Annotated in this window: 24 protein-coding genes; 21 read left to right on the forward strand and 3 right to left on the reverse strand. The window is 41.9% G+C overall.

The genetic code is table 11. The features are described 5' to 3' along the window. Window positions 1–2: 2 nt before the first annotated feature. The 14 genes from queA (at window position 3) to trxA (ending at window position 13,936) form a co-directional block, all read left to right on the forward strand. Window positions 3–1,043, forward strand: a complete 1,041-nt coding sequence (gene queA, locus FD05_RS08205) for a tRNA preQ1(34) S-adenosylmethionine ribosyltransferase-isomerase QueA (protein WP_020280426.1) — start codon at window positions 3–5, stop codon at window positions 1,041–1,043. Window positions 1,044–1,055: 12 nt separating this feature from the next. Further along, window positions 1,056–2,198 carry a tRNA guanosine(34) transglycosylase Tgt gene (gene tgt / locus FD05_RS08210; RefSeq protein WP_020280425.1) on the forward strand — a complete coding sequence of 381 codons (1,143 nt, stop codon included), beginning with the start codon at window positions 1,056–1,058 and terminating at the stop codon, window positions 2,196–2,198. Between the two features lie 88 nt (window positions 2,199–2,286). After that, window positions 2,287–2,673, forward strand: a complete 387-nt coding sequence (yajC, locus tag FD05_RS08215) for a preprotein translocase subunit YajC (protein ID WP_020280424.1) — start codon at window positions 2,287–2,289, stop codon at window positions 2,671–2,673. Window positions 2,674–2,765: 92 nt separating this feature from the next. Next, window positions 2,766–3,854, forward strand: a complete 1,089-nt coding sequence (dinB, locus tag FD05_RS08220) for a DNA polymerase IV (RefSeq protein ID WP_020280423.1) — start codon at window positions 2,766–2,768, stop codon at window positions 3,852–3,854. Window positions 3,855–3,936: 82 nt separating this feature from the next. Next, complete coding sequence (locus tag FD05_RS08225) at window positions 3,937–4,884, forward strand: DHH family phosphoesterase (RefSeq protein ID WP_020280422.1); 948 nt, start codon at window positions 3,937–3,939, stop codon at window positions 4,882–4,884. A gap of 8 nt (window positions 4,885–4,892) precedes the next feature. Continuing rightward, window positions 4,893–6,254 carry a DEAD/DEAH box helicase gene (locus FD05_RS08230; protein ID WP_020280421.1) on the forward strand — a complete coding sequence of 454 codons (1,362 nt, stop codon included), beginning with the start codon at window positions 4,893–4,895 and terminating at the stop codon, window positions 6,252–6,254. A 269-nt stretch (window positions 6,255–6,523) separates the two neighbouring features. Beyond that, the gene (gene alaS, locus FD05_RS08235) at window positions 6,524–9,166 is read left to right on the forward strand and encodes an alanine--tRNA ligase (RefSeq protein WP_020280420.1); all 2,643 of its coding nucleotides are present in this window, start codon (window positions 6,524–6,526) and stop codon (window positions 9,164–9,166) included. 108 nt (window positions 9,167–9,274) lie between these two features. Further along, on the forward strand, window positions 9,275–9,556 hold the full coding sequence (locus FD05_RS08240; protein WP_020280419.1) for an IreB family regulatory phosphoprotein: 282 nt from the start codon (window positions 9,275–9,277) through the stop codon (window positions 9,554–9,556). Continuing rightward, complete coding sequence (ruvX, locus tag FD05_RS08245) at window positions 9,553–9,987, forward strand: Holliday junction resolvase RuvX (protein WP_039932414.1); 435 nt, start codon at window positions 9,553–9,555, stop codon at window positions 9,985–9,987. Before FD05_RS08240 ends, ruvX begins: the two co-directional genes overlap by 4 nt. A 14-nt stretch (window positions 9,988–10,001) precedes the next feature. Beyond that, entirely contained in the window at window positions 10,002–10,328 is a 327-nt protein-coding gene (locus tag FD05_RS08250) for a DUF1292 domain-containing protein (RefSeq protein WP_020280417.1), read from the forward strand. A gap of 91 nt (window positions 10,329–10,419) precedes the next feature. Continuing rightward, the gene (locus FD05_RS08255) at window positions 10,420–10,662 is read left to right on the forward strand and encodes a cell division protein ZapA (RefSeq protein WP_020280416.1); all 243 of its coding nucleotides are present in this window, start codon (window positions 10,420–10,422) and stop codon (window positions 10,660–10,662) included. Then, window positions 10,663–11,181 carry a CvpA family protein gene (locus FD05_RS08260; protein WP_020280415.1) on the forward strand — a complete coding sequence of 173 codons (519 nt, stop codon included), beginning with the start codon at window positions 10,663–10,665 and terminating at the stop codon, window positions 11,179–11,181. It abuts the gene before it with no gap. After that, window positions 11,178–13,544 carry an endonuclease MutS2 gene (locus FD05_RS08265; RefSeq protein ID WP_020280414.1) on the forward strand — a complete coding sequence of 789 codons (2,367 nt, stop codon included), beginning with the start codon at window positions 11,178–11,180 and terminating at the stop codon, window positions 13,542–13,544. Before FD05_RS08260 ends, FD05_RS08265 begins: the two co-directional genes overlap by 4 nt. 80 nt (window positions 13,545–13,624) lie before the next feature. Beyond that, window positions 13,625–13,936, forward strand: coding sequence for a thioredoxin (gene trxA / locus FD05_RS08270; RefSeq protein WP_020280413.1), 312 nt, complete (start codon window positions 13,625–13,627; stop codon window positions 13,934–13,936). 182 nt (window positions 13,937–14,118) lie between these two features. Here the strand turns inward: trxA and FD05_RS08275 are convergent, their stop codons facing one another. Continuing rightward, entirely contained in the window at window positions 14,119–14,640 is a 522-nt protein-coding gene (locus tag FD05_RS08275) for a DUF2507 domain-containing protein (protein ID WP_020280412.1), read from the reverse strand. A 157-nt stretch (window positions 14,641–14,797) separates the two neighbouring features. On the opposite strand from FD05_RS08275, the gene murI reads away from it, so the two are divergent. Genes murI through cbpB form a run of 4 tightly spaced genes read left to right on the forward strand, consistent with a single transcriptional unit; the run spans window position 14,798 to window position 17,247 of the window. Beyond that, the gene (gene murI / locus FD05_RS08280) at window positions 14,798–15,568 is read left to right on the forward strand and encodes a glutamate racemase (RefSeq protein WP_039932489.1); all 771 of its coding nucleotides are present in this window, start codon (window positions 14,798–14,800) and stop codon (window positions 15,566–15,568) included. Window positions 15,569–15,582: 14 nt separating this feature from the next. Then, window positions 15,583–16,179 carry an XTP/dITP diphosphatase gene (locus FD05_RS08285; RefSeq protein WP_020280410.1) on the forward strand — a complete coding sequence of 199 codons (597 nt, stop codon included), beginning with the start codon at window positions 15,583–15,585 and terminating at the stop codon, window positions 16,177–16,179. Beyond that, window positions 16,179–16,694: a metallophosphoesterase gene (locus tag FD05_RS08290; protein ID WP_020280409.1), complete on the forward strand. Its 516-nt coding sequence runs from the start codon at window positions 16,179–16,181 to the stop codon at window positions 16,692–16,694. Before FD05_RS08285 ends, FD05_RS08290 begins: the two co-directional genes overlap by 1 nt. Before the next feature lie 22 nt (window positions 16,695–16,716). Then, window positions 16,717–17,247, forward strand: coding sequence for a cyclic-di-AMP-binding protein CbpB (gene cbpB / locus FD05_RS08295; RefSeq protein ID WP_020280408.1), 531 nt, complete (start codon window positions 16,717–16,719; stop codon window positions 17,245–17,247). 65 nt (window positions 17,248–17,312) lie between these two features. On the opposite strand, the gene FD05_RS08300 is transcribed toward cbpB, so the two are convergent. Then, on the reverse strand, window positions 17,313–18,194 hold the full coding sequence (locus FD05_RS08300) for a mechanosensitive ion channel family protein (protein WP_020280407.1): 882 nt from the start codon (window positions 18,192–18,194) through the stop codon (window positions 17,313–17,315). Window positions 18,195–18,330: 136 nt separating this feature from the next. On the opposite strand from FD05_RS08300, the gene FD05_RS08305 reads away from it, so the two are divergent. Next, window positions 18,331–18,747: a DUF948 domain-containing protein gene (locus FD05_RS08305; protein WP_020280406.1), complete on the forward strand. Its 417-nt coding sequence runs from the start codon at window positions 18,331–18,333 to the stop codon at window positions 18,745–18,747. Between the two features lie 21 nt (window positions 18,748–18,768). Further along, on the forward strand, window positions 18,769–19,233 hold the full coding sequence (locus FD05_RS08310) for a YtxH domain-containing protein (RefSeq protein WP_020280405.1): 465 nt from the start codon (window positions 18,769–18,771) through the stop codon (window positions 19,231–19,233). A 40-nt stretch (window positions 19,234–19,273) separates the two neighbouring features. Here FD05_RS08310 and FD05_RS08315 read toward each other — a convergent pair whose 3' ends face one another. Then, window positions 19,274–20,374: a M24 family metallopeptidase gene (locus FD05_RS08315; RefSeq protein ID WP_020280404.1), complete on the reverse strand. Its 1,101-nt coding sequence runs from the start codon at window positions 20,372–20,374 to the stop codon at window positions 19,274–19,276. Between the two features lie 217 nt (window positions 20,375–20,591). Between FD05_RS08315 and ccpA the strand changes: the two genes are divergently transcribed. Further along, window positions 20,592–21,593 carry a catabolite control protein A gene (gene ccpA, locus FD05_RS08320; RefSeq protein WP_020280402.1) on the forward strand — a complete coding sequence of 334 codons (1,002 nt, stop codon included), beginning with the start codon at window positions 20,592–20,594 and terminating at the stop codon, window positions 21,591–21,593. Window positions 21,594–21,683 lie beyond the last annotated feature (90 nt).

Here is a 21,683-nt window from a genome sequence, read left to right on the forward strand (position 1 = left end):
TTTTGAAAACAAACTATACCCTTGAAGATTTTGACTATAATCTTCCTCATGAGTTAATTGCCCAAACGCCAATTAAAGATCGTGATGAATCCCGACTATTGGTTTTGGACAAAGATACCGGAGATATGCAGGATCGCCATTTTTACAATATCATCGACTACTTGAATCCTGGGGATGCTTTGGTGATGAACGATTCCAAAGTGATGCCTGCTAGAATTTATGGTGTCAAAGAAGACACCGGCGGCCACATGGAAGTCTTGTTACTTCATAATATTGAGGGCGACCGCTGGGAGACCTTGATGAAACCTGCCAAAAAAGCCAAAGTCGGCACTGTGATCAATTTTGGCGAAGGTCAGTTGAAGGCCGTGGTCACCAAAGAACTTGAACATGGTGGCCGTGAAATCGAATTCAAATATGACGGCATTTTCATTGAGATCCTCGAAAGACTTGGAGAAACCCCACTGCCACCGTATATCAAAGAAAAATTAGACGATCCGAACCGTTACCAAACAGTTTATGCGAAGGAAATGGGTTCCGCAGCAGCGCCAACTGCCGGGTTGCACTGGACAAAAGAGCTGTTGCAAAAGGTTGAAGATAAGGGTGTCCACTTGGTTTATTTGACACTTCATGTCGGGTTAGGAACTTTTCGACCCGTGGATGAGGAAAACATTGAAGACCATAAGATGCATAGCGAATTTTATCGCCTATCCGAAGAATCTGCTGAAACTTTGAATGCCGTTCGCAAAAATGGCGGTAAAATTGTTGCGACTGGGACGACTTCCATTCGGACGTTGGAAACAGTTGGCACTAAATTTAACGGTGAGATTCATCCGGATTCTGGCTGGACAGATATTTTCATTAAGCCGGGATATCAATGGAAAGTGGTTGATTCATTTATTACCAATTTCCATTTGCCAAAATCGACCCTGGTCATGTTGGTTGCATCATTTACTGGCCGCGACAACATTTTAAATGCCTACCAGCATGCAATTGACGAAAAGTATCGCTTCTTTAGTTTTGGCGATGCGATGTACATTCATTAGGAGGATTATTATATGCAACCAGCGATAACTTATCGCTTGATCAAAACAGAGAAGCACACTGGTGCCCGATTAGGGGAAATCACTACGCCCCATGGCACTTTTAAGACCCCGATGTTTATGCCGGTGGGAACCCAAGCAACAGTCAAAACGTTGGCGCCAGAAGAATTGGATCAAATGGGTTCAACAATCATTTTGGCCAATACTTATCACCTGTGGCTGCGGCCCGGCGAAGATATTGTTAAAGAAGCTGGCGGTCTCCACAAATTTATGAATTGGCACAAAGGAATTTTGACTGATTCCGGTGGGTTTCAAGTGTTTTCACTTGCCAAGAACCGTGATATCACTGAAGAAGGAGTAACCTTCAAAAATGAAATCAACGGTTCGAAGATGTTCTTATCACCTGAAAAAGCAATGCAAATTGAAAACGATCTCGGCCCCGACATTATGATGAGTCTCGATGAATGTCCGCCGTTCTTTGAATCCTATGATTACGTCAAGAAATCAGTTGAACGAACCAGCCGTTGGGCAGAACGTGGTTTAAAAGCCCACAAGAATCCTGATTGGCAGGCATTGTTTGGAATTGTTCAAGGCGCTGGTTTTGAAGATTTGAGAAAACAATCAGCTCAAGACTTGGTAAGCCTTGATTTTCCCGGTTATTCAATTGGTGGGCTTTCAGTTGGTGAATCAAAGCAGGAAATGAATCGAATCTTGGAGTCAACTACACCGTTATTACCCGAGAACAAGCCACGTTACCTAATGGGCGTTGGGACAACTGATTCATTAATTGATGGTGTGATTCGGGGAATTGATATGTTTGATTGTGTTCTGCCAACGCGAATTGCCCGCAACGGAACGGTCATGACCTCACATGGACGATTAGTCGTGAAGAATGCCAAGTATGCTCGTGACTTTACCCCATTGGATGATCAATGCAACTGCTATACCTGCCGAAACTATACGCGGGCCTACATTCGTCATTTGATCAAAACAGACGAGTCTTTCGGTATGCGTTTATGCAGCTATCACAATTTGTATTATTTGATTCACCTCATGAAACGTGTTCAACAAGCAATCATGGATGACAACTTGTTGGATTTACGTGCAGAAGTTTTTGAACAGTATGGTTATAACAAACCAAATCCCAAAAACTTTTAGGTATAGACTATTAAGGGCTTATTTGGTAAAGTATTCTTATGGAAAGCGTGGGTGAAAAATTTTGAATCAACAGTATTTATCAATATTAATGATTGTTGCTTTGTTTGCAGTAATGTATTTCGTGATGGTTCGTCCTCAACGAAAACAGCAGCAGAAGCGTCGTGAACAACTTTCAAAGATCAAGACAGGCGACCAAGTCATTACAATTGGCCGTTTGCATGGGGTTGTCGACGAGATTAATGAAGCTGACAAGACAGTTACATTAGATTGTGATGGTATTTACCTGGTATTCGACTTGAGCGCCATTGCTTCAGTCAAACAACCTGCTGTGACTGCTCCCGCAGCTGACAGCAACGCAAATACCACTGCAGCAACTGATGATCATAAAGATGATGCAGCTTCATCTGATAGTGACCAGAATGCTAGTACGGATTCTGATGCCGCTAAAGACGAAACAAAATCAGCAGACAAATAGTTCGACCAGATCGGTTGGGAAGATGAGCATATTGACTCCCAGCCATTTTTTTACATTACGCAAGAACATACGTTTGATTAAGAGTGATAATTATGAAAACCCAAGAACGCAAGATAATTCATGTGGATATGGATGCTTTTTACGCTTCCATTGAGGAACGCGAAGACCCCAGTTTGAAAACCAAACCCTTGATTGTGGCCAAAGATCCCCGAAAAACAGGTGGTAGAGGTGTCGTTTCGACGGCTAATTACAACGCCCGCAAGTTTGGTGTGCATTCGGCGATGAGTGCTATGAAAGCACTGGAGCTTTGCCCAAATGCCGTTTTTCGATTCTCAGGATTTGAGCTCTATCGGTCCGTCTCCAATCAAATTCACGAGATTTTCCACGAATACACAGAAGTGATTGAATACGTTGCTTTGGATGAGGCTTATTTGGATGTGACCGATAACAAAAAGCACATTTCAGACCCGATTCAAGTTGCTAGAATGATTCAAAATGAAATTTGGCAAGCAACTCATCTTACCTGTTCAGTGGGGGTTTCTTATAATAAATTTCTGGCTAAAGAAGCCTCTGATTATGCTAAGCCAGTTGGCATTACCGTTATTGAACAACGAGATGCCCTCGAATTTTTGGAAAAACTGCCAATTGAAAAGTTTCGGGGCGTTGGCAAGAAAACAGTTCCCAAGATGCACGAACTCAACATCAATAACGGCCAAGACCTTTTGCAGTGGTCCCAAATGGACTTGATCAAACATTTTGGTAAGTTTGGCTATGTTCTTTTTGAAAGGGCGCGCGGGATTGATGAACGGCCGGTTGAGTACCAACGAGTTCGAAAATCCATTGGTAAAGAGCGAACGTTTGGCCCGGCTATTGACAACCAGACTGAAGTTGACGATGAACTGCAGCGAATTGCGGGCATGGTTGTTAAGGCAATGGATGATAAAAAGAAGCATGGCAAAACTTTGGTTCTTAAGATCCGCTATGCAGATTTTTCGACTTTTACCAAACGAGTGACGTTGGATAATTACATCAAAAACAATTCAGAAGAATACTTTGCACTGGCGAATGATTTGTTGGTAGAAATGCCGGATATTTCCAAAGGGGTTCGCTTGTTGGGAATTACCATCACGAATTTGGATGATTTAAGTTATGAAAATATCGTTTTGCATTTGTTTAATTAGTTCATTTTTTGAGAATGGTTTATCTTATTTACAAAGTAATGTATACTGAAGTGTTCAACAATAAAGTAATGGAGCAATAAATATGTCAATTCAAGATCAAATTTTTAACGAAATTAAGAAATTTAAAACGATTATTATTCATCGACACAAACGTCCGGATCCCGATGCTATTGGTTCACAAATGGGATTAGCACAGCTAATCAAGGGGTCATTTCCAGACAAAACAGTCCTGTGTGCTGGCAAACAATATGAAAGTTTTGCCTGGTTGGGCACAACTGATGAAATTAAAGATGAGCAGTACAAAGATGCTCTGGTAATTGTTGTGGATACTGCCAATCAGCCCAGAGTTGATGATGAACGGTATACAACCGGTAAAGAACTGATCAAAATTGATCATCATCCAAATGATGACCAATTTGGTGACATTATGTGGGTTGAACCGGAATCATCCAGTACTTCTGAACTTATTTACGACTTTTATGATGCCAACAAGTCTCAATTAACCTTGCCCGATGAAGGTGCTCGTTTGTTATATGCCGGCATTGTTGGAGATACTGGAAGATTTATGTATCCTTCAACCTCACCTCATACATTGGAAGTGGCTTCAAAATTGGCCACTTACAACTTCTCGACGAGTGATGTTAACAAGATTGAAGACGAAATTGATATTCCACTGGCCCGGTTGTCAGCATACGTCTACGAGAATTTGAATATTCTTGACAGCGGTGCTGCTTACCTGGTCTTATCCAACAAGGTATTGGAGCCATTTAAGCTTGGAGACGAAAGTACTTCCGCTGTGGTACCGTTACCAGGAAAAATTAAGCAGGTCGTCTCCTGGGCAATCTTTGTCGAGCAAAAGGACGGATCGTTTCGAATTCGCTTAAGATCCAAAGGACCAGAAATTAATGAACTTGCCAAGCACTACGGCGGTGGGGGTCACCCATTAGCCAGTGGCGCGGTCGTTGAAGACGAAGATCATATCAAAGACTTTGTGAAAGATTTAAACGATCTTGTCGCCAAAAACAAGTAGGAGATTATATGAGTAATTTTTCAGAATTTAATTTAAAACCATTTTTACTGGATGCAGTCAAGGAGCTTAACTTCACGCAACCGACTCCGGTTCAGGAAAAAGTGATGCCTGTGATTATGCAGGGAAGAGACGTTGTGGGTCAATCAGCCACTGGTAGTGGTAAGACCCATGCGTTTTTATTGCCAATTTTCAATCAATTGGATCCCGATAAGGATGAGGTCCAAGCTGTGATTACCACCCCTAGTCGGGAACTCGCTTACCAAATTATTGACGCCGCCAAACAGCTGGCCAAACATTGCGATAAGCCAATTTCCACCGGAGCGTATGTCGGTGGAACTGACAAAGCTCGCCAGGAAAAGAAAATTCACCATGAACAGCCTCAATTAGTGATTGGGACGCCCGGCCGAATTTGGGATTTGATTCAAAATGGTGGCTTGGATGTTCATACCGCTTCACAATTAGTGATTGATGAAGCTGATATGACTCTGGACATGGGATTTCTTGACGTTGTTGATAACATTGCTGCCAGCTTTGGTAAGCATGTTCAAATGATGGTCTTTTCAGCTACTATTCCACAAAAGATCAATGTTTTCTTAAAGAAATACATGGTCAACCCATTTATTGAAGAGATTCCTGTTTCAACCATTATCAGCCCAACAATTGATAACTGGCTGATTTCAACGAAGGGACAAGACAAGAATCAACTGATCTATAAATTATTGACGATCGGTGAGCCCTATTTAGTTCTGATCTTCGCCAACACTAGAAAACGGGTTGTCGAACTTGCTGACTATTTGAAAGGGCAAGGCTTGAAAGTTGCGATGATTCATGGGGGCATGAAACCTCGTGAACGCAAGCAGGTTATGAAACGAGTTAAGAATCTCGATTTTCAGTTTGTGGTGGCCACTGATTTAGCAGCCCGTGGAATTGATATCGAAGGGGTTTCTGACGTTATTAACGACGATATTCCAACCGAAGATTTGGAATTCTTTATTCACCGAGTCGGCCGAACGGGTCGAAATGGCATGTCTGGAACTTCAATCACGTTGTATTCCCCAGATGAAGAAAAAGAAGTCGAAGAACTTGAGGACATGGGAATTCATTTCAAACCCAAAGCACTTAAGAACGGCGAAATTGTTGATTCTTATGACCGAAACCGTCGGAAGACTCACCGTAAGAAACACGACAAACTTGATCCAACGATGATTGGAATGATCAAGAAGAAAAAGAAGAAGATCAAACCTGGTTACAAACGTCGAATCAAGAATACGATTGCCCGCAAAGATGAGATGGATCGACGAGTTGCCAAACGTGAGGAAGCAAGAGCGAAGCGAAAGCAGCGTAAGAGTAGTTCATCAAGATATAAGTAGGTCTGTATTGACACCATATTCACAAAAAAGTATACTTTGAGATGTGTTAAGAACATGCCGTTTAATTTTATGTTTCAGAGACGTTTTGGTTGGTGAGAAAAACGACTGAAATTATTCGGTGCTCTCTTAAAATTCAAATTGTAATACGCAACTCTACGTTATAGAGATCAAGTGGTTAACGATAAACATCGTTGCAATCAGAGTGGTACCGCGTCAATGGGCGTCTCTGTGAGCAACGGTGTTTTAATTTTGTCAGAGGAGAAAATAGCATGAAACAGTTAAGTAGCGGTCAAATTAGACAAATGTACTTAGATTTTTTCCAAGAAAAAGGGCACACGATTGAACCAAGTGCCTCACTGATTCCAGTGGATGATCCAACTTTGCTTTGGATCAACTCAGGTGTTGCAACCATGAAAAAGTACTTCGATGGTTCAGTTGTTCCTAAGAATCCCCGGATGACCAGTTCACAAAAAAGTATTCGGACCAACGATATTGAAAACGTTGGTAAAACCCCACGTCATCACACGTTATTTGAAATGTTGGGTAACTTTTCTGTTGGTGATTATTTTAAGAAAGAAGCCATTACCTGGGCATTTGAATTATTAACTTCCCCAAAGTGGTTTGGTTGGGATAAGGATAAACTCTATATGACTGTTTACCCGAAGGATACTGACGCCAAGATGTATTGGGAAAAAGTCGGTGTTGCTCCTGATCACATTATCGAAATTGAGGATAATTTCTGGGATATTGGCCAAGGACCATCCGGCCCTGATTCAGAAATCTTTTACGATCGTGGAAAGGATTTCGATAATCTGGCCGATGACGATCCTGAAAACTATCCTGGTGGTGAAAATGATCGCTGGCTGGAAGTCTGGAATATCGTCTTTTCACAATTTAACCATACCCCACAGGACACATACGAGCCACTTCCTCGGAAGAACATTGATACCGGAATGGGGCTTGAACGAGTGGTTTCCATTTTTCAAAACGCTCGAACCAATTTTGAAACCGATCTCTTCTTACCAATGATTCACAAGACCGAAGAATTAAGTGACAACAAGAAATATGATACCAACAAGCGAGACAATGAAGCCTTCAGAATTATTGCCGATCATGCACGGGCAATTACCGTTGCAATTGGCGACGGTGCTTTGCCTTCCAACGTCGGCCGTGGCTACGTTATTCGTCGACTGATTCGTCGTGCAATTGTTAATGGGCAACGTTTAGGCATTAACGAGGCATTCTTGTACAAACTGGTCCCAGTGGTTGGCCAAACCTTGGAATCCTACTATCCTGACGTCCTCAAGCAAAAAGATTACATCGCCAAGGTTGTGCGCTCTGAAGAGGACCGTTTCAACGAAACATTGGCAGATGGATTAAAACTGTTTAACCAAGTTGTCAGAGATGCCAAAGCCAACAATCAAACAGTGATTGATGGCCCAACTGCTTTCAAACTATATGATACTTATGGTTTCCCCGTTGAACTGACTGAAGAAGAAGCCAGCGATGCCGGTCTATCTGTTGACAAGCCGGGCTTTGAGGCCGAAATGCAGAAACAAAAAGATCGGGCTCGGAAAGCTCGAAGTGGCGCCAAATCAATGGGCGTTCAACGAGACCTTCTGATTGAAATCAAAGATCCAAGTGAATACGTTGGTTATGACACTTTAGACGTTGATAATGCCGAACTCCTTGCAATTGTCGAAAACGAAAAGTTGGTTGAAACCTCAAAGGGCGGCACGGTTGAAGTCATTTTCGATAAAACACCATTCTATGCAGAAATGGGTGGTCAAGTGGCCGACCGTGGCGTTGTCCTCGATGAAGAGGGTGACAAGGTTGCGGATGTTGTTGACGTCCAACACGCACCTAATGGCCAGAACCTTCACACTTTGAAGACACAAGAACCACTTGAAAAGGGCAAGAAGTACCATTTGATTGTTGATAAACTATTCCACAGTCGGGTTGAAAAGAACCATACCGCCACTCATTTACTTGACCAGTCATTGAGAAATGTTTTAGGCGGCCATACTCAACAAGCCGGTTCGTTAGTTGAACCAAACTACCTGCGTTTTGACTTTAATCACTTTGGTCAAGTAACTGATGAGGATTTGCAAAAAGTTGAGGACATGGTTAACCGTCAAATCTTCAATGAAATTGACGTCAATACGGTTGTGACCGATCCTAAGACTGGTAAAAAAATGGGTGCGATTGCTTTATTCAGTGAAAAATATGGTGACAAAGTCCGAGTTGTCAGCATTGGTGATTTCTCAGTTGAATTTTGTGGCGGAACTCACGTGACTAATACGCGTGATATCGGCCTCTTCAAGATTGTTTCTGAATCTGGTGTTGGTGCCGGTGTCCGTCGAATCGAAGCCGTGACTGCCAAAGATGCTTTTAAGATGTTAAACGATCATGAAAAAGAATTAAAGCAAATTGCCAGTGATTTGAAAGTCACCCAGATTAAAGATACGCCTAAACGAGTTGGTCAATTGCAGACTGAAATTAAGGATCTTACTCAGAACCAACAATCCCTTGAAGCCAAGTTGGCTGGCCAACAGGCACAAAACGTCTTTGCCGACAAGAAGACTGCTGGCAAATACACAATTATTACCGGTGTGATCAAGGATGCTGGAATGGATCAACTTCGTCAATTAGCTGATACATGGCGTTCAAAGCAATTGTCCGATGTCTTGGTTCTGGGTACTGGTAGTGGTGAGAAAGCTAACTTGATTGTCGCTGTTACCGATGATCAGATTAAGGCAGGGATCAAGGCTGGTGATTTAATCAAGTCGATTGCAGGCAACATCAAAGGTGGCGGCGGTGGTCGTCCCAACATGGCTCAAGCCGGCGGGAAAGATCCTGCAGGCCTCGACAAAGCGATGAGTGCAGCGGTTGACTGGTTAACTAACAAATAATTATTACACCACGGTTACATGTCCGTTACATTGGCTTACTTGATTGTAGTTTCACTTATAATCAGTTAAAATTAATACAAATGACCTTATGTCATAGAGGTGAATTGTATGAGTTCGTTAGATAAAACCATGTTTTTTAATTTTAATGAAGATCAGCCAAAAGACGTTCGTGAGACATTACTGACTGTGTACGCAGCACTTGAAGAGAAGGGTTACAATCCCTACAATCAAATTGTTGGATATCTAATTTCCGGCGATCCTGCATACATTCCACGTAATCTTGATGCACGGAATCTTATTCGCAGACATGAACGTGATGAAATAATCGAGGAATTAGTTCGTTTCTATTTGGATAATCATCCAACTGAAACGAAAAAAGGTGAAAAATGAGATTAATGGGTTTAGATGTTGGTTCAAAAACCGTCGGGGTTGCTGTCAGTGACCAGTTAGGTTGGACCTCACAAGGTGTTGAAATAATTCGGATCGATGAAGATAACCAGGAATTTGGTTTAGACCGGGTATCTGAATTGGTGGACAAGTTTCAAGTTGACGGATTTGTGCTTGGCCTGCCTAAAAACATGAACAATTCTATAGGGCCAAGGGCTGAAGCTTCTGAACAGTATGGCAAACGACTTGAAGACAAGTTTCACCTGCCAGTTGATTTTGAAGATGAACGATTAACAACTGTTGAAGCCCAGCGAATGCTGATCGAAGAAGCAGATGTTTCCAGAGCCAAGCGGAAAAAAGTGATTGACAAACTGGCCGCTGGCTTGATACTTCAGAATTATTTGGACCGCAAAGGCAAATTAACTAAAATATAGCGAGGTAAACAATTATGGCAGATCAAGAACCAGTACAACAACAAATTACATTAGTCGATGAAAACGGCGATGAAACTTTATACGATGTATTATTTACTTTCAAGTCGGAAGACTTTGATCGTTCATACATTTTAATTTATCCAGACGGCAAGGGTGAAGACGAAGAAGTTGAAATCCAAGCATACGCATTGCCAAAGGGTGACGATCCCAGTGATCCTCAAGGCGGCGAACTTCAAGCAATCGAAACTGACAAGGAATGGGATATGATTGAATCAGTTTTGAACACTTTCTTGGGTAAAGATGGCGACGATCAGGATGATGACAGCAAAGATAATCAATAATTAAAATATTGTCATTGTTACGAAAGGATTGAGGCGAAGCAGTTGTTTAGTCTCAGTCCTTTTTAATTGAAAGAATTTAGGATGTGATGTAATGTCTAATAACGAAAAACGTCGGTTCAAGGCGACCATTGATGGTAAAGACTATGTATTGGTCGGTAAGGGAACCGTTGACCACATGCAAGCTGTGACTGACTTACTGAATGAACAGCTCAAGCAGCTGCATGAAGCAATGCCAACTTCGACAGAAGAACAGCGGGCAATTTTGATCGCATTTAATGCGATTTCCAAACAATTTGAAGTGGAAGAAAACGCCCACAATAAAGAGGTTCGTTAAATGATTTTTAGTATTGGGATCATTTTGATTTTAATATTTGGCTTTCTTCGCGGATTGCACCGTGGTTTTGTCAACGAAATTTTAAGTTTAATTGGTTTCTTGGCAGCCACCTTTGTCAGTATTGTTGGGACAAGTCCAATTGCTGGCTGGATTAATCAGGCAATTTTCCAGAGTGGCCAAAATGAAACTGCACAGTTGATCATCAAATGGGTAATCTTTGCGGTCCTTTTTGGGCTGGTTTGGCGAATTGTTCGCCTGCTCAGCGATCTTTTGGCGCCAATCACACGGTTGCCTTTACTGCACCAGTTGAATTCTTTGCTGGGTGGGATCGCTGACTTCATCATCAAGTATTTGTTTATCTTCATTTTGCTGAATTTCTTGTTGATGTTCCCCAGCCAAAGCATCCGTGATCAGTATGAACAATCCGATGTTTCTCAATGGATTGTGAAGAAAACACCGATTCTCTCCGATGAAATGATTCAGATTTGGGATCAGCATTCTAGTGAGGTTAATGTATGAACGAAAAAGTTTTAGAAACATTAGAATATGGAAAAATTAAAGAGCAGCTGGGCAAGTACCTAACGACTGACCGTGGGTTAGAAATTGTCGATTTACTAACGCCAAGTTCATCGTTTGAAACTGTAACCAAGCGGCTGGAACAGACTGCCGATGGGGCAGACATTGTCCGCTTGAAGGGTGAAATCCCGATTCCCAAGTTGACGGAAATTTCACCTTATATGAAACGCCTAAGAATCGAGAACGCTTCTTTAAGCGGCACGGAGCTTTCTCACATCACTAAATTGCTGAGAGCAGTTCAAGTTGTGACTGAATTCTTTCATGATTTGGAAGCAGAAGAAGTGACGTTGAAATCGATCCCGTCAATTGTTAACCAATTAACGTTGATGCCTGATGTTACCAAGCGAATGGTCACATCTGTGGACGATGATGGCCGAATCCTTGATGGGGCTTCATCGGAGTTACGATCAATTCGCCGGACCATCGTTGCCACCCAGAGCAACATTCGCTCCAAAATGGGCAAGTTCATTAAGGGATCTGACGCTAAATATCTCTCTGAGCCGATCATCACAGTCCGTGATGGTCGATTTGTGTTGCCAATTAAAGCTGAATACAAGCAACGGTTCGGCGGCATTATTCATGATCAAAGTGCATCCGGCCAAACTTTATACGTTGAGCCAAACAATGTAGTTGAAATGAATAATCAGTTGAGACGGGACCAGTTGTCAGAACGTGCTGAGGTGCGTAGAATTTTAGCAGAATTGACGAACCTTATCCGACCACATCGGGATGAATTACTTGCCAACATGGATTTAGTCGGTCAATTGGACTTCGTGAACGCCAAAGCAAAATTCGCCCACGAAACCGGAAGCGTATTGCCGAAGGTTTCACGCGAAAATGTGATTAACCTTAGAAAAGCGCGCCATCCATTGATTCCTAAAGAAAAAGTCGTTGCCAACGACATTGAAATTGGTGATCAATACAATACGATTATTGTGACTGGACCCAATACCGGTGGTAAAACCATTACGATTAAGACCGTCGGCCTACTTCAATTAATGGGGCAGTCAGGGTTGTTTATTACTGCCAACGAAGATTCCCAAATTGGTGTTTTTGACAACGTCTTTGCCGATATCGGTGATGAACAATCCATTGAAGCCAATTTGAGTACTTTTTCGTCTCACATGGACAATATCATTTCCATTTTGAAGCAAACCAGCAAGAACAGTTTGGTATTGCTTGATGAATTGGGTGCCGGAACTGATCCAAAAGAAGGAGCTGCTCTGGCGATGGCGATTATCGATGCTTTCCACAAAATTGGCGGTGAATTAATTGCCACAACTCACTATCCGGAATTAAAGGCTTTTGCCTATAATCGGCCTGGGATTATCAATGCTTCGATGGAATTTGACGTCGAAACCCTGCAACCAACTTATCGATTCCTGTTAGGAATTCCTGGTCAAAGTAACGCGTTGAACATTGCTAGCAAATTAGGGATGTCAAAGGCCATTATTGACCAGGCACGGTCATTTACCGATTCCGAGAACCAAGATATCAATAACATGATTGAAGAGCTTACAGCGCAAACTAAGCGGGCTCACGACGAAGCTGATGAACTGGCTCAGCAATTGAAGGAATCCACTAAAATTCATAATGAATTGCAGGATAAATTTACCAAGTATGAGAATCAAAAAGAACGTCTAACTGAGCAAGCCAAAGAACAAGCCAATCAGGTGGTCGAGGATGCTAAAAAGAAAGCCGATCAAATCATTAACGACTTGCATAAAAAACAAGCTCAGATCGGGAAGGTCGCCGTTAAAGAAAATGAGTTGATTGATGCCAAAGGTGCATTAAATAAGTTGGAAACCGCCCCTAATTTGACTAAAAATAAAGTATTGAAAAAAGAAAAGGCTAAGCACGATTTTCATCCTGGTGATGATGTCCTTGTAAAGTCTTATGGACAACAGGGAACTTTGTTACGCAAGGATAAACACAATACTTGGGACGTTCAAATTGGGATTTTGAAGATGCAGATTGAAGAATCTGATTTGGAGAAATCCGGTCCAACTAAGCAAGACAAGAATCAATACCAGACACACGTCTCCAGAACTCGGTCGACTGGCATGTCACCAACTTTGGACTTACGAGGCCATCGTTATGAAGAAGCCATGACCGAAGTCGATCGGTACATTGATTCTGCGTTGCTGGCAGGGTATCCGTCTGTCACCATCATTCATGGCAAGGGAACTGGGGCACTTCGAAAAGGGGTTACCGAGTATTTAAAGCGTAATCCACGGGTCAAGAGCTTTGGTTATTCCGCTCCAAATGCGGGTGGCGATGGTTCGACGGTTGTTAAATTAAAATAAGAATGATTGTGTGCAATCTGTTTGCTTTTTGCTAAAAAATTGTTAGTATGAATATATTAAAAGATTGGAGTGTTTTGAATATGCTTAAAGAAACCACAGATCAAACTTTTGAAAAAGACACTGCTGATGGTGTTACTTTAACTGATGTTTGGGCAACTTGGTGTGGCCCATGTCGCATGCAGACACCTGTCATTGAAGAATTGGCAGAAGAAATGGATAACGTTAAGTTCACGAAGATGGACGCAGACAAGAATCCAGAAACTTTATCAAAATTCGGCATTATGAGCATTCCAACTTTGCTCGTTAAAAAAGACGGCAAAGTAGTTGATACCATTGTTGGTTATCATCCTAAGGCTCAGGTTAAGAAGGTATTGGATCAGTATGCTGAGTAAAAGAGTGTGACGAGGGCTGGGTGACGCGGTTTCTAAGGCAGGATTGATAAAAATCCTGGTTTTGGATTTATATCAATTTTGACTTAGAAGTTAGCGTCAAGCCCGTCGGAACACGTTTTCTCTTTGTAACAGCAACCCAAAAAGCCCACGACACAATTTGTCGTGGGCTTTTAATTTCCAAATTATTTCACATCATCGCCTGAACTGCCTTCTTGATCAGGTTCAACGATCTCAAATATTGAAGAGGCTTCCTCGCCATCAGCAGGCTTATCAGGGCTTAGATAGGTGCTGAGCAGTACGAAACCTTTATTAACATTCGCTTTTTCCAACTCAGCTTCGGCTTGCTGGTTAAGGATGTACTGACAGCTTTGAGCAATGAATCCTGATTCCAGATAGAAATCCGGATCATCAAATGATTTTAACCGAGCAGCGACCACTTTGCCGCTTAACTGCCAGCTGATTTGGTTACCAGCGCGTTTAAGTAGCTTCAGATCACCAAATTTAAATTGTTTGAAAAAGGTTTCCAAGTCCTCATAGGTTGCCAAACGGTGGTTTCTTGCCAAATGTTTGCCAGCCCAATAAGAAATTTCGTGGGAATCTTTGCCTAGAATTTCCGGGATCAGTGAATCTCTGATCAGTTCCTGTCCCAGTAAGTCTTTCATCGTGTCATCGTTGATAAACTGTTTGTATACTTCGTTATCCATTTTTTAATCTCCATCAATGCAAAATGTAATAAATTAATTATACAATACAATCATTAATCTTGTTTTGTAAGTTGAAGTAAAGATTCTTTTGCAAGATAATAATGTTATTGAAACAAGGGAAGAAGGAATTTTGTTGGATAATCGGCCGATTGGCGTTATGGACTCGGGGGTCGGCGGGCTTACCGTCTTAAAGGAAATTACGAAAATCCTTCCAAATGAATCGTACATCTTTATTGGGGACCAAGCCAATTTACCTTACGGGCAAAAGAGTTCTGAAACTGTCAGAAAATTAACTAAAAGAATTGCGGATTATATGGTTGAACAAGACGTTAAAATGTTTGTTATTGCCTGCAATACCGCAACTGCTGCTGCTTATGAGTACTTAAAAGATATTTTACCAATTCCGGTGATTGGCGTGATCGAACCAGGGGCTGAAATGGCTGTCTCAGCATCCAAATCCGGCCAAATCGGTGTTATCGCCACTAATGGAACGGTCCGTTCGGGAGATTATGAACGATTAATCAAACAGCACAACCCCCAGGCAGTGGTCTCATCGCTGGGCTGTCCGGAATTTGTCACAATGGTTGAAGAAGGACTTGCTGGAACCGTTGAGGCCCAAGTTGCTGTTAATAATCGTTTGGCTTGGTTTATGGATAAGCCAATTGACACTCTTGTGATGGGCTGCACCCATTTTCCAATCATTCAAGAAGAGATTAAAAACGTGATGGGGGATGGCGTGACTTTGATTGACCCGGGGGTTGCCACTGCGCGGCAGGTTCGTGATTATTTAACTGCCCATGATGCATTGGCTGCTGCTGAGCATAAAAGCCAACGTGAATTTAACACTACCGGGAGCCCAACAAATTTCGCCAAAATTGCGGATAAATTACTTGGCACCCCGATTTCTGCAGCTAAGCTAAACATTTAAAGGAGTTTGATAACGTGAAAAGACCAGAATCAATTGTGATTGCTTCACAGAATGCACACAAAATCATCGAGTTTGAAGATGCCTTTAAACAAACCGGTATCAACATCAAATCACTCAAACATTTTGAGAATGTTCCTAAAATTGCTGAAACGGGTACCACCTTTGAAGAAAACGCGACTTTGAAAGCCACAGGCATCATGAACTTTACTCATCAGGCTGTGATTGCCGACGATTCCGGATTAGTTGTCAAGGCTTTAAACGGCCAACCCGGGGTGCATTCTGCCCGCTACGCTGGCGATCATGATGATGATGCGAATAATAATAAATTACTGAAGGAAATGCAAAACAAACAGGACCGATCAGCTTATTTTGAGTCAGTCTTGGTTTACATGACCCCTGAAGGAGACAAGGTCGTGGCAAGTGGTCGAATTGATGGTCAAATTTTAACAGAACGCCATGGAAATAACGATTTTGGTTACGATCCGTTGTTCTATGTTCCCGGACAACAAAAGGCTTTGGCTGAAATGTCGACCCATGATAAAAATATGATCAGCCATCGGGGAAATGCCATTCGCAATCTGCTTAACAAACTACTGGGGTTGTGGGACTAATGAAAATTCTGGTTGTGAGCGATAGTCATGGGGATCGAAAAATTATCCAACAGCTGGTTGATCGGTATGACGGTCAAGTTGATGGCATTTTTCATTGTGGTGATTCTGAGCTGTCATTGGACGATCCGCTGATTGCTAAAATGCACATCGTTCAAGGAAATATGGATTTTGCTGAATTTCCAGACCATGAGCTTGAAAAGATCGATCATCAAACGATCCTGGTTACTCACGGACATCACCAAAATGTTAACGGTGGCCTGCTCAATCTTGAGTTGTACGCCCGTAGTTTATCGGCCAATATCGTCTTATTTGGTCACACCCATCAACTGGGTGTCACCTTTGATGACAATATCTTGTTTGTAAATCCTGGAAGCATTTCTCAACCCCGCGGTGAATATGCACCACTTGGCGGGACTTATGCAATGGTCAGTTCAAACGATCAGCAATATACCATTCAATATTATAATCGTGAGTTCCAACCCATAGACAATCTAAAGTTCAGTTTTACGTCTTAACAGAAAAGGAGTCTACTATTACATGATCGACAAACCGATTGAGACCGTCATGCGAGAGAGCAACCGGGATATCTTAATTCCGGCTGACTTGGTTGCAACCGTCAATCAAGACAACAATCTCCAACATGTTTTTATGGTTTTGACCAAAGTTAAATATGCCAAGATTCCGGTTTTAGATAACGATAATCATTTTAAAGGTCTTGTGTCATTGCCAATGATTACCGAATTAATGATGCAAGATACCGGCATTACCAGTCGGCCGTTGGAAGCGATCAAAGTCAAACAAATCATGCAAAAAGATGTTCCTACGATCTATGAGCGCGACAATCTTGAAGCCATCTTACGGTATTTGGTGGATGAAAATTTCCTGGTGTTTGTCGATTCTGACACTCATTTTAAAGGGATTATCACCCGTCGTGAGTTATTTAAGGAAATTAATTATCTTGCACATAATTTCAACAAACGGTATATTGCATTACCGGTTTACAATCACAAATCGAAAAGTGAGACTAAGAATGCCAAAGTTCATGGATCAAAGGGCATGATTAATTGATCAAACAAAAACAGCAGGTATCAGCGATTCTCAAAAGGCTTTGAGAGGTCGGATAACTGCTGTTTTTAATTTGGTTGATTACCAACCATGGTGGGACTTGCCGGCAATTCAATGCCTGCTTTGTTAATCTCAGTTAGATAAAGTGCCAGAAAGTTATGAGAAACTTCATACTGGCTGCCGTTTTTGGTGGTGATATTAACCTGAATCACCAATTTACCATTGGGTAAGCTGATCGTGCCTAAAATTTTGGGTTGGCCGACAATATCGGGATAGTTTGGCAATTCTCTTTCGTTGACTTTTCGGATAATCTCAGTAACTTTATCCACCGGAGTCTGTGGGAAAATGCCGACTTGGATCATTGCGGTCATATTGTTTCGTGACATGTTGGCGATGGTGGTGATTGTTCGGTTAGGGATGAAGTTCAACGTGCCATCGTCACCAACAACTTGAGTGGTTCGGATGCCGACTGCAGTAACGGTTCCCCGAATCGTACCAATTTGAACGTATTCGCCAACTTCAATTTCTTTTTCCAATAAGATAAAGAAACCACTGACGATGTCGGTCACAAATCCTTGAGCACCAAGGCCAATTGCCAGACTGAAGATACCAGCTGAAGCCACCAGTGTGCCAACTGGAACACCAACCGTTGAAAGGATTGAGTAAATCCAGAAGAACCACAGGCAGTAGTTCAGAATGTTAATTGTTAGGGTGTGAAAAGTTTTGATGCGCTTTTCAGCAACCGTATTCTGATATTTTTGGCGATAGCGCTTGAAGAAGTGGTTAATCAAACTTTTACCGACTCTTCTAAGAACTAAGAATAGGATACTGAAGAGGATCAGGAGCCCGATTTTTTCCAAGATGGTCATTGCCATCTGGTCCCAATCGACCATTTTAAAATATTTCTGCCAATTAATTGCTAAAACTGTAAAATTCAGGGTATTTGTCATTGCCATTCCTCACTTTGTGTATAATATCATCTTAGCAAATTGATTCCGCAAAAGAAACCATTCTCCGTTCATTTTCATTGTCAAACCATTGTTGGAATGCTATTCTTAAGTAAATGCTGCACAAGGAGGAAGATCAATGACTGCTGGACAAATAGCTGGCCTTATCGCCGCAATTGCGTTTTTGCTTTTAGTAATCTTTATTGGATTATTCTTAATGAAGGTAAGCAGAACAATTTCTGAAGTGAACCATACAATTAAGACAATGACAAGTAACGTGGACGTTATTGCCAAACAAACTGATAAAATCATGTCAACTTCAAACGACTTGGTCAAAGATGTTGATGAAAAATTAAATATCGTCACACCAGTATTCCAAGCGGCTGCTGATTTGGGTGAAAGTGTTTCAAGCTTGAACAGTGCTACTCAGAATCTGACTAAACGAGTTAAAGATACTGGTAAGAAGGGTGTTTCTGCCGGACTTGCCGGTAAGTTTGGCAAGGGCGCTTGGAATATGTACCGCAATCGTCACAACTCGAAGAATACCACAAAATAATATTTTGAAGGGATGATTATAATGGGCAAAAAATTAGCTTTAGGTTTATTCGCTGGCGCATTGGGTGCCGGCTTGTATGCTGCATATCAAAAATTAGATGAAGAAAAGAAAGATCGTTTAAAGCGAGAGGCTCGTGATAAGGCTGACGAATTAAGAGATCGAGCTGTTGATTACGCATTTTACGCAAATGACGCTGTCAGTGATCTGAAAGATGTCATTCGTGATGAAATGGAAAATACCAAGGGCACTGTCAATGATGCCAAGTCTCAATTTGCAGATAAAGCGAAGGGCTTTGCTTCAAGTCAAACCGATGAAGATGACAATGTTGAAGATGATCAAGACGATATCGTTGTTGATGCCAAGGATGCCTTTAAAGATAGCGGCATTCCCAGTGCAGCTGACGATTTGGATCCTCAGCCACATAAAGACGACGATTCCAATGAGATTCCAATTACCGATGATAATGATAACGATGATAACAAATAAAAAAACAACCTCATTCGGGGTTGTTTTTTTATGACCTGATTTATTGTTCGATATAACGCAATTCTTTAGTTGTGTGAGTGAAGGGCTCACAGCCATCATCAGTAATATGAACACAATCTTCAATCCGGACGCCGGCAACGTTGGGGATGTAAATGCCGGGTTCAATTGAGAAACACATGCCCGGTTGTAATTCCATCTTGTTACCTTCCATGATGGATGGAAATTCGTGTTCGCTCATACCCATTCCATGACCCAAACGATGAATGAAGTACTCACCATATCCTGCTTTAGAGATCACATCTCGGGCAATTTTATCGAGTTCTTCAGCAGTAACACCAGGTTTGGCAGCATCTTGAGCAGCTAACTGTGCTTCTAGACAAACCTTGTAGATATCCATCGATTTTTCATCAGGCTTGCCAACTGCAATGGTTCTGGAAGCATCACTGATGTAACCATCCCAGACAGTTCCGAGGTCAAATAAAACCAGTTGGTTATTTTGGACTTTGTTTTCACTGGTTGCGCCGTGTGGTTCGGCTGCATGGGCACCAGCTTGAACTAGCGAGGGGAAGCTGAGCTCCATGATCCCGCGTTGCATCAAAGCATATTGCAAGTCAGCCGCAATCTGGTCTTCAGTTTTACCAACTTGAACCGCTTCAAAGCCGGTTTGGAGGGCAAAGTCATCCCATTTGCCCGCAATCTTCAACTTTTCAATTTCATCATCTGATTTGATTAAGCGCATTTGTTCAACAAAAGGTGTTAAATTTGCTGAAAAGTCAGCATTTGGGAAGACTTGTTGGAGGGCTTCCAAGCGATTAACAGCCAACTGTGATTTTTCGATAGCAAAATGGTTATCGTCAGTGTTTCTGGCATGAACCTGGTCGGCAATCATGACCCAAGGGTCTTCATGGTCGAGGTAGCCGTAAACTGGTGATGACCATCCAGTATCTTTGATCGCTTCAGTTTCAAGGGCTGGGCCAAAGATAAATGGTTCCTGGTCTTTAAAGATGACCAGCATTAAAACACGCTCAACCGGATCACTGTAGAAAGTTGTCAGGTACTGAATGGTTTTGGGATCAGTCACCAACGCAATGTTTTGGCCGTTGTCAGCTAGCCACTGTTGAATTTTTTCGATTTTGTTCATGGGATCACTCCTTAGTTATTTTATCCACAGTATATCATATGGAAATATTTTCGATTATCGCCGTAAAGTTCCGTTTTCACTTGAATTTTCAGCAATCTTAGTTTATGATTTAAGTGAAAACGTTTTCAATTTGCTGAAAACCTTTTTATTTGTTATATTAGATGATGTTTTGAAAATCGATGAAAACATATTCTAACGAGAAAGAAAGGGCTATCTTATGGATAAACAAACAATCACAATTTATGACGTTGCCAGAGAAGCAAGCGTGTCGATGGCAACCGTTTCTCGGGTAGTGAATGGAAATGCCAATGTAAAGCCGGCAACCCGGAAGAAAGTTTTGGATGTAATCGAAAAATTGGACTACAGACCTAACGCTGTTGCCAGAGGATTAGCAAGCAAGAAAACAACGACTGTTGGTGTGATCGTGCCAGATGTGACCAACATGTATTTTGCTCAGTTGGCACGAGGAATTGATGACGTTGCGACGATGTACAAGTACAACATTATTCTGACCAACTCAGACTCTAACAATGAAAAAGAAGTTAAGGTGCTGAACACACTGCTGTCAAAACAAGTTGACGGTATTATTTTCATGGGTAATGAAATTAATGGCAAGCTCCGTGAAGAATTCAAACGGACGAAGACACCAATCGTTTTTGCTGGCTCCGTTGATGAAGAAGATTTATATGCCAGAGTGAACATTGATTATGTCGCTGCTGTCCAAGAAGAGGTCAAAAACTTAATTGATCGTGGAAACCGCCGGGTTGCATTTGTTTGTGGACCATTGGAGCAAGCCATTAATGGTAAGTTCCGTTTGAAGGGCTACAAGCAGGCACTTAAGAGCGCCGGAATTCCGTACGATGAGAAGCTGGTCTTCGAAACTGATGATACATACAAGACTGGGACCTTACTGCAACCTGCATTGATGGCTGTCAACGCCACCGCTGCCATGGTTACCGATGATGAGTTGGCTGCTGGCATTATGAACGGTATGTCAGATGCCGACGTGAAAGTACCAGATGACTTTGAAATCATCACCAGTAATGACACTAAGTTGACTGAAATGGTTCGTCCAAAGATGTCATCAATTACTCAGCCTCTGTATGATATCGGTGCGGTTGCAATGCGTTTGTTGACTAAATTGATGCATAATGAACCGGTTGACGAAAAGAACGTTTTGTTACCTTATGGTTTGATGAAACGTGAATCAACTAAATGAAGTGAATCATAGAATTAAGATGAGTGGATCCGTTGTGGACACTCATTTTGTTCTGTCAAATTCAGTGAAAATACCCGACTTATTTGACCA

This window comes from Lentilactobacillus otakiensis DSM 19908 = JCM 15040 (genome assembly GCF_001434145.1).
In the GTDB taxonomy this organism is placed as follows: domain Bacteria; phylum Bacillota; class Bacilli; order Lactobacillales; family Lactobacillaceae; genus Lentilactobacillus; species Lentilactobacillus otakiensis.

Coding starts and splice junctions, on each gene's coding strand:
- tgt (WP_020280425.1), top strand. CDS start 1,056: ATGCAACCAGCGATAACTTATCGCTTGATCAAAACAGAGAAGCACACT.
- yajC (WP_020280424.1), top strand. CDS start 2,287: ATGATTGTTGCTTTGTTTGCAGTAATGTATTTCGTGATGGTTCGTCCT.
- dinB (WP_020280423.1), top strand. CDS start 2,766: ATGAAAACCCAAGAACGCAAGATAATTCATGTGGATATGGATGCTTTT.
- FD05_RS08225 (WP_020280422.1), top strand. CDS start 3,937: ATGTCAATTCAAGATCAAATTTTTAACGAAATTAAGAAATTTAAAACG.
- FD05_RS08230 (WP_020280421.1), top strand. CDS start 4,893: ATGAGTAATTTTTCAGAATTTAATTTAAAACCATTTTTACTGGATGCA.
- alaS (WP_020280420.1), top strand. CDS start 6,524: ATGAAACAGTTAAGTAGCGGTCAAATTAGACAAATGTACTTAGATTTT.
- FD05_RS08240 (WP_020280419.1), top strand. CDS start 9,275: ATGAGTTCGTTAGATAAAACCATGTTTTTTAATTTTAATGAAGATCAG.
- ruvX (WP_039932414.1), top strand. CDS start 9,553: ATGAGATTAATGGGTTTAGATGTTGGTTCAAAAACCGTCGGGGTTGCT.
- FD05_RS08250 (WP_020280417.1), top strand. CDS start 10,002: ATGGCAGATCAAGAACCAGTACAACAACAAATTACATTAGTCGATGAA.
- FD05_RS08255 (WP_020280416.1), top strand. CDS start 10,420: ATGTCTAATAACGAAAAACGTCGGTTCAAGGCGACCATTGATGGTAAA.
- FD05_RS08260 (WP_020280415.1), top strand. CDS start 10,663: ATGATTTTTAGTATTGGGATCATTTTGATTTTAATATTTGGCTTTCTT.
- FD05_RS08265 (WP_020280414.1), top strand. CDS start 11,178: ATGAACGAAAAAGTTTTAGAAACATTAGAATATGGAAAAATTAAAGAG.
- trxA (WP_020280413.1), top strand. CDS start 13,625: ATGCTTAAAGAAACCACAGATCAAACTTTTGAAAAAGACACTGCTGAT.
- FD05_RS08275 (WP_020280412.1), bottom strand. CDS start 14,640: ATGGATAACGAAGTATACAAACAGTTTATCAACGATGACACGATGAAA.
- murI (WP_039932489.1), top strand. CDS start 14,798: ATGGACTCGGGGGTCGGCGGGCTTACCGTCTTAAAGGAAATTACGAAA.
- FD05_RS08290 (WP_020280409.1), top strand. CDS start 16,179: ATGAAAATTCTGGTTGTGAGCGATAGTCATGGGGATCGAAAAATTATC.
- cbpB (WP_020280408.1), top strand. CDS start 16,717: ATGATCGACAAACCGATTGAGACCGTCATGCGAGAGAGCAACCGGGAT.
- FD05_RS08300 (WP_020280407.1), bottom strand. CDS start 18,194: ATGACAAATACCCTGAATTTTACAGTTTTAGCAATTAATTGGCAGAAA.
- FD05_RS08305 (WP_020280406.1), top strand. CDS start 18,331: ATGACTGCTGGACAAATAGCTGGCCTTATCGCCGCAATTGCGTTTTTG.
- FD05_RS08310 (WP_020280405.1), top strand. CDS start 18,769: ATGGGCAAAAAATTAGCTTTAGGTTTATTCGCTGGCGCATTGGGTGCC.
- FD05_RS08315 (WP_020280404.1), bottom strand. CDS start 20,374: ATGAACAAAATCGAAAAAATTCAACAGTGGCTAGCTGACAACGGCCAA.
- ccpA (WP_020280402.1), top strand. CDS start 20,592: ATGGATAAACAAACAATCACAATTTATGACGTTGCCAGAGAAGCAAGC.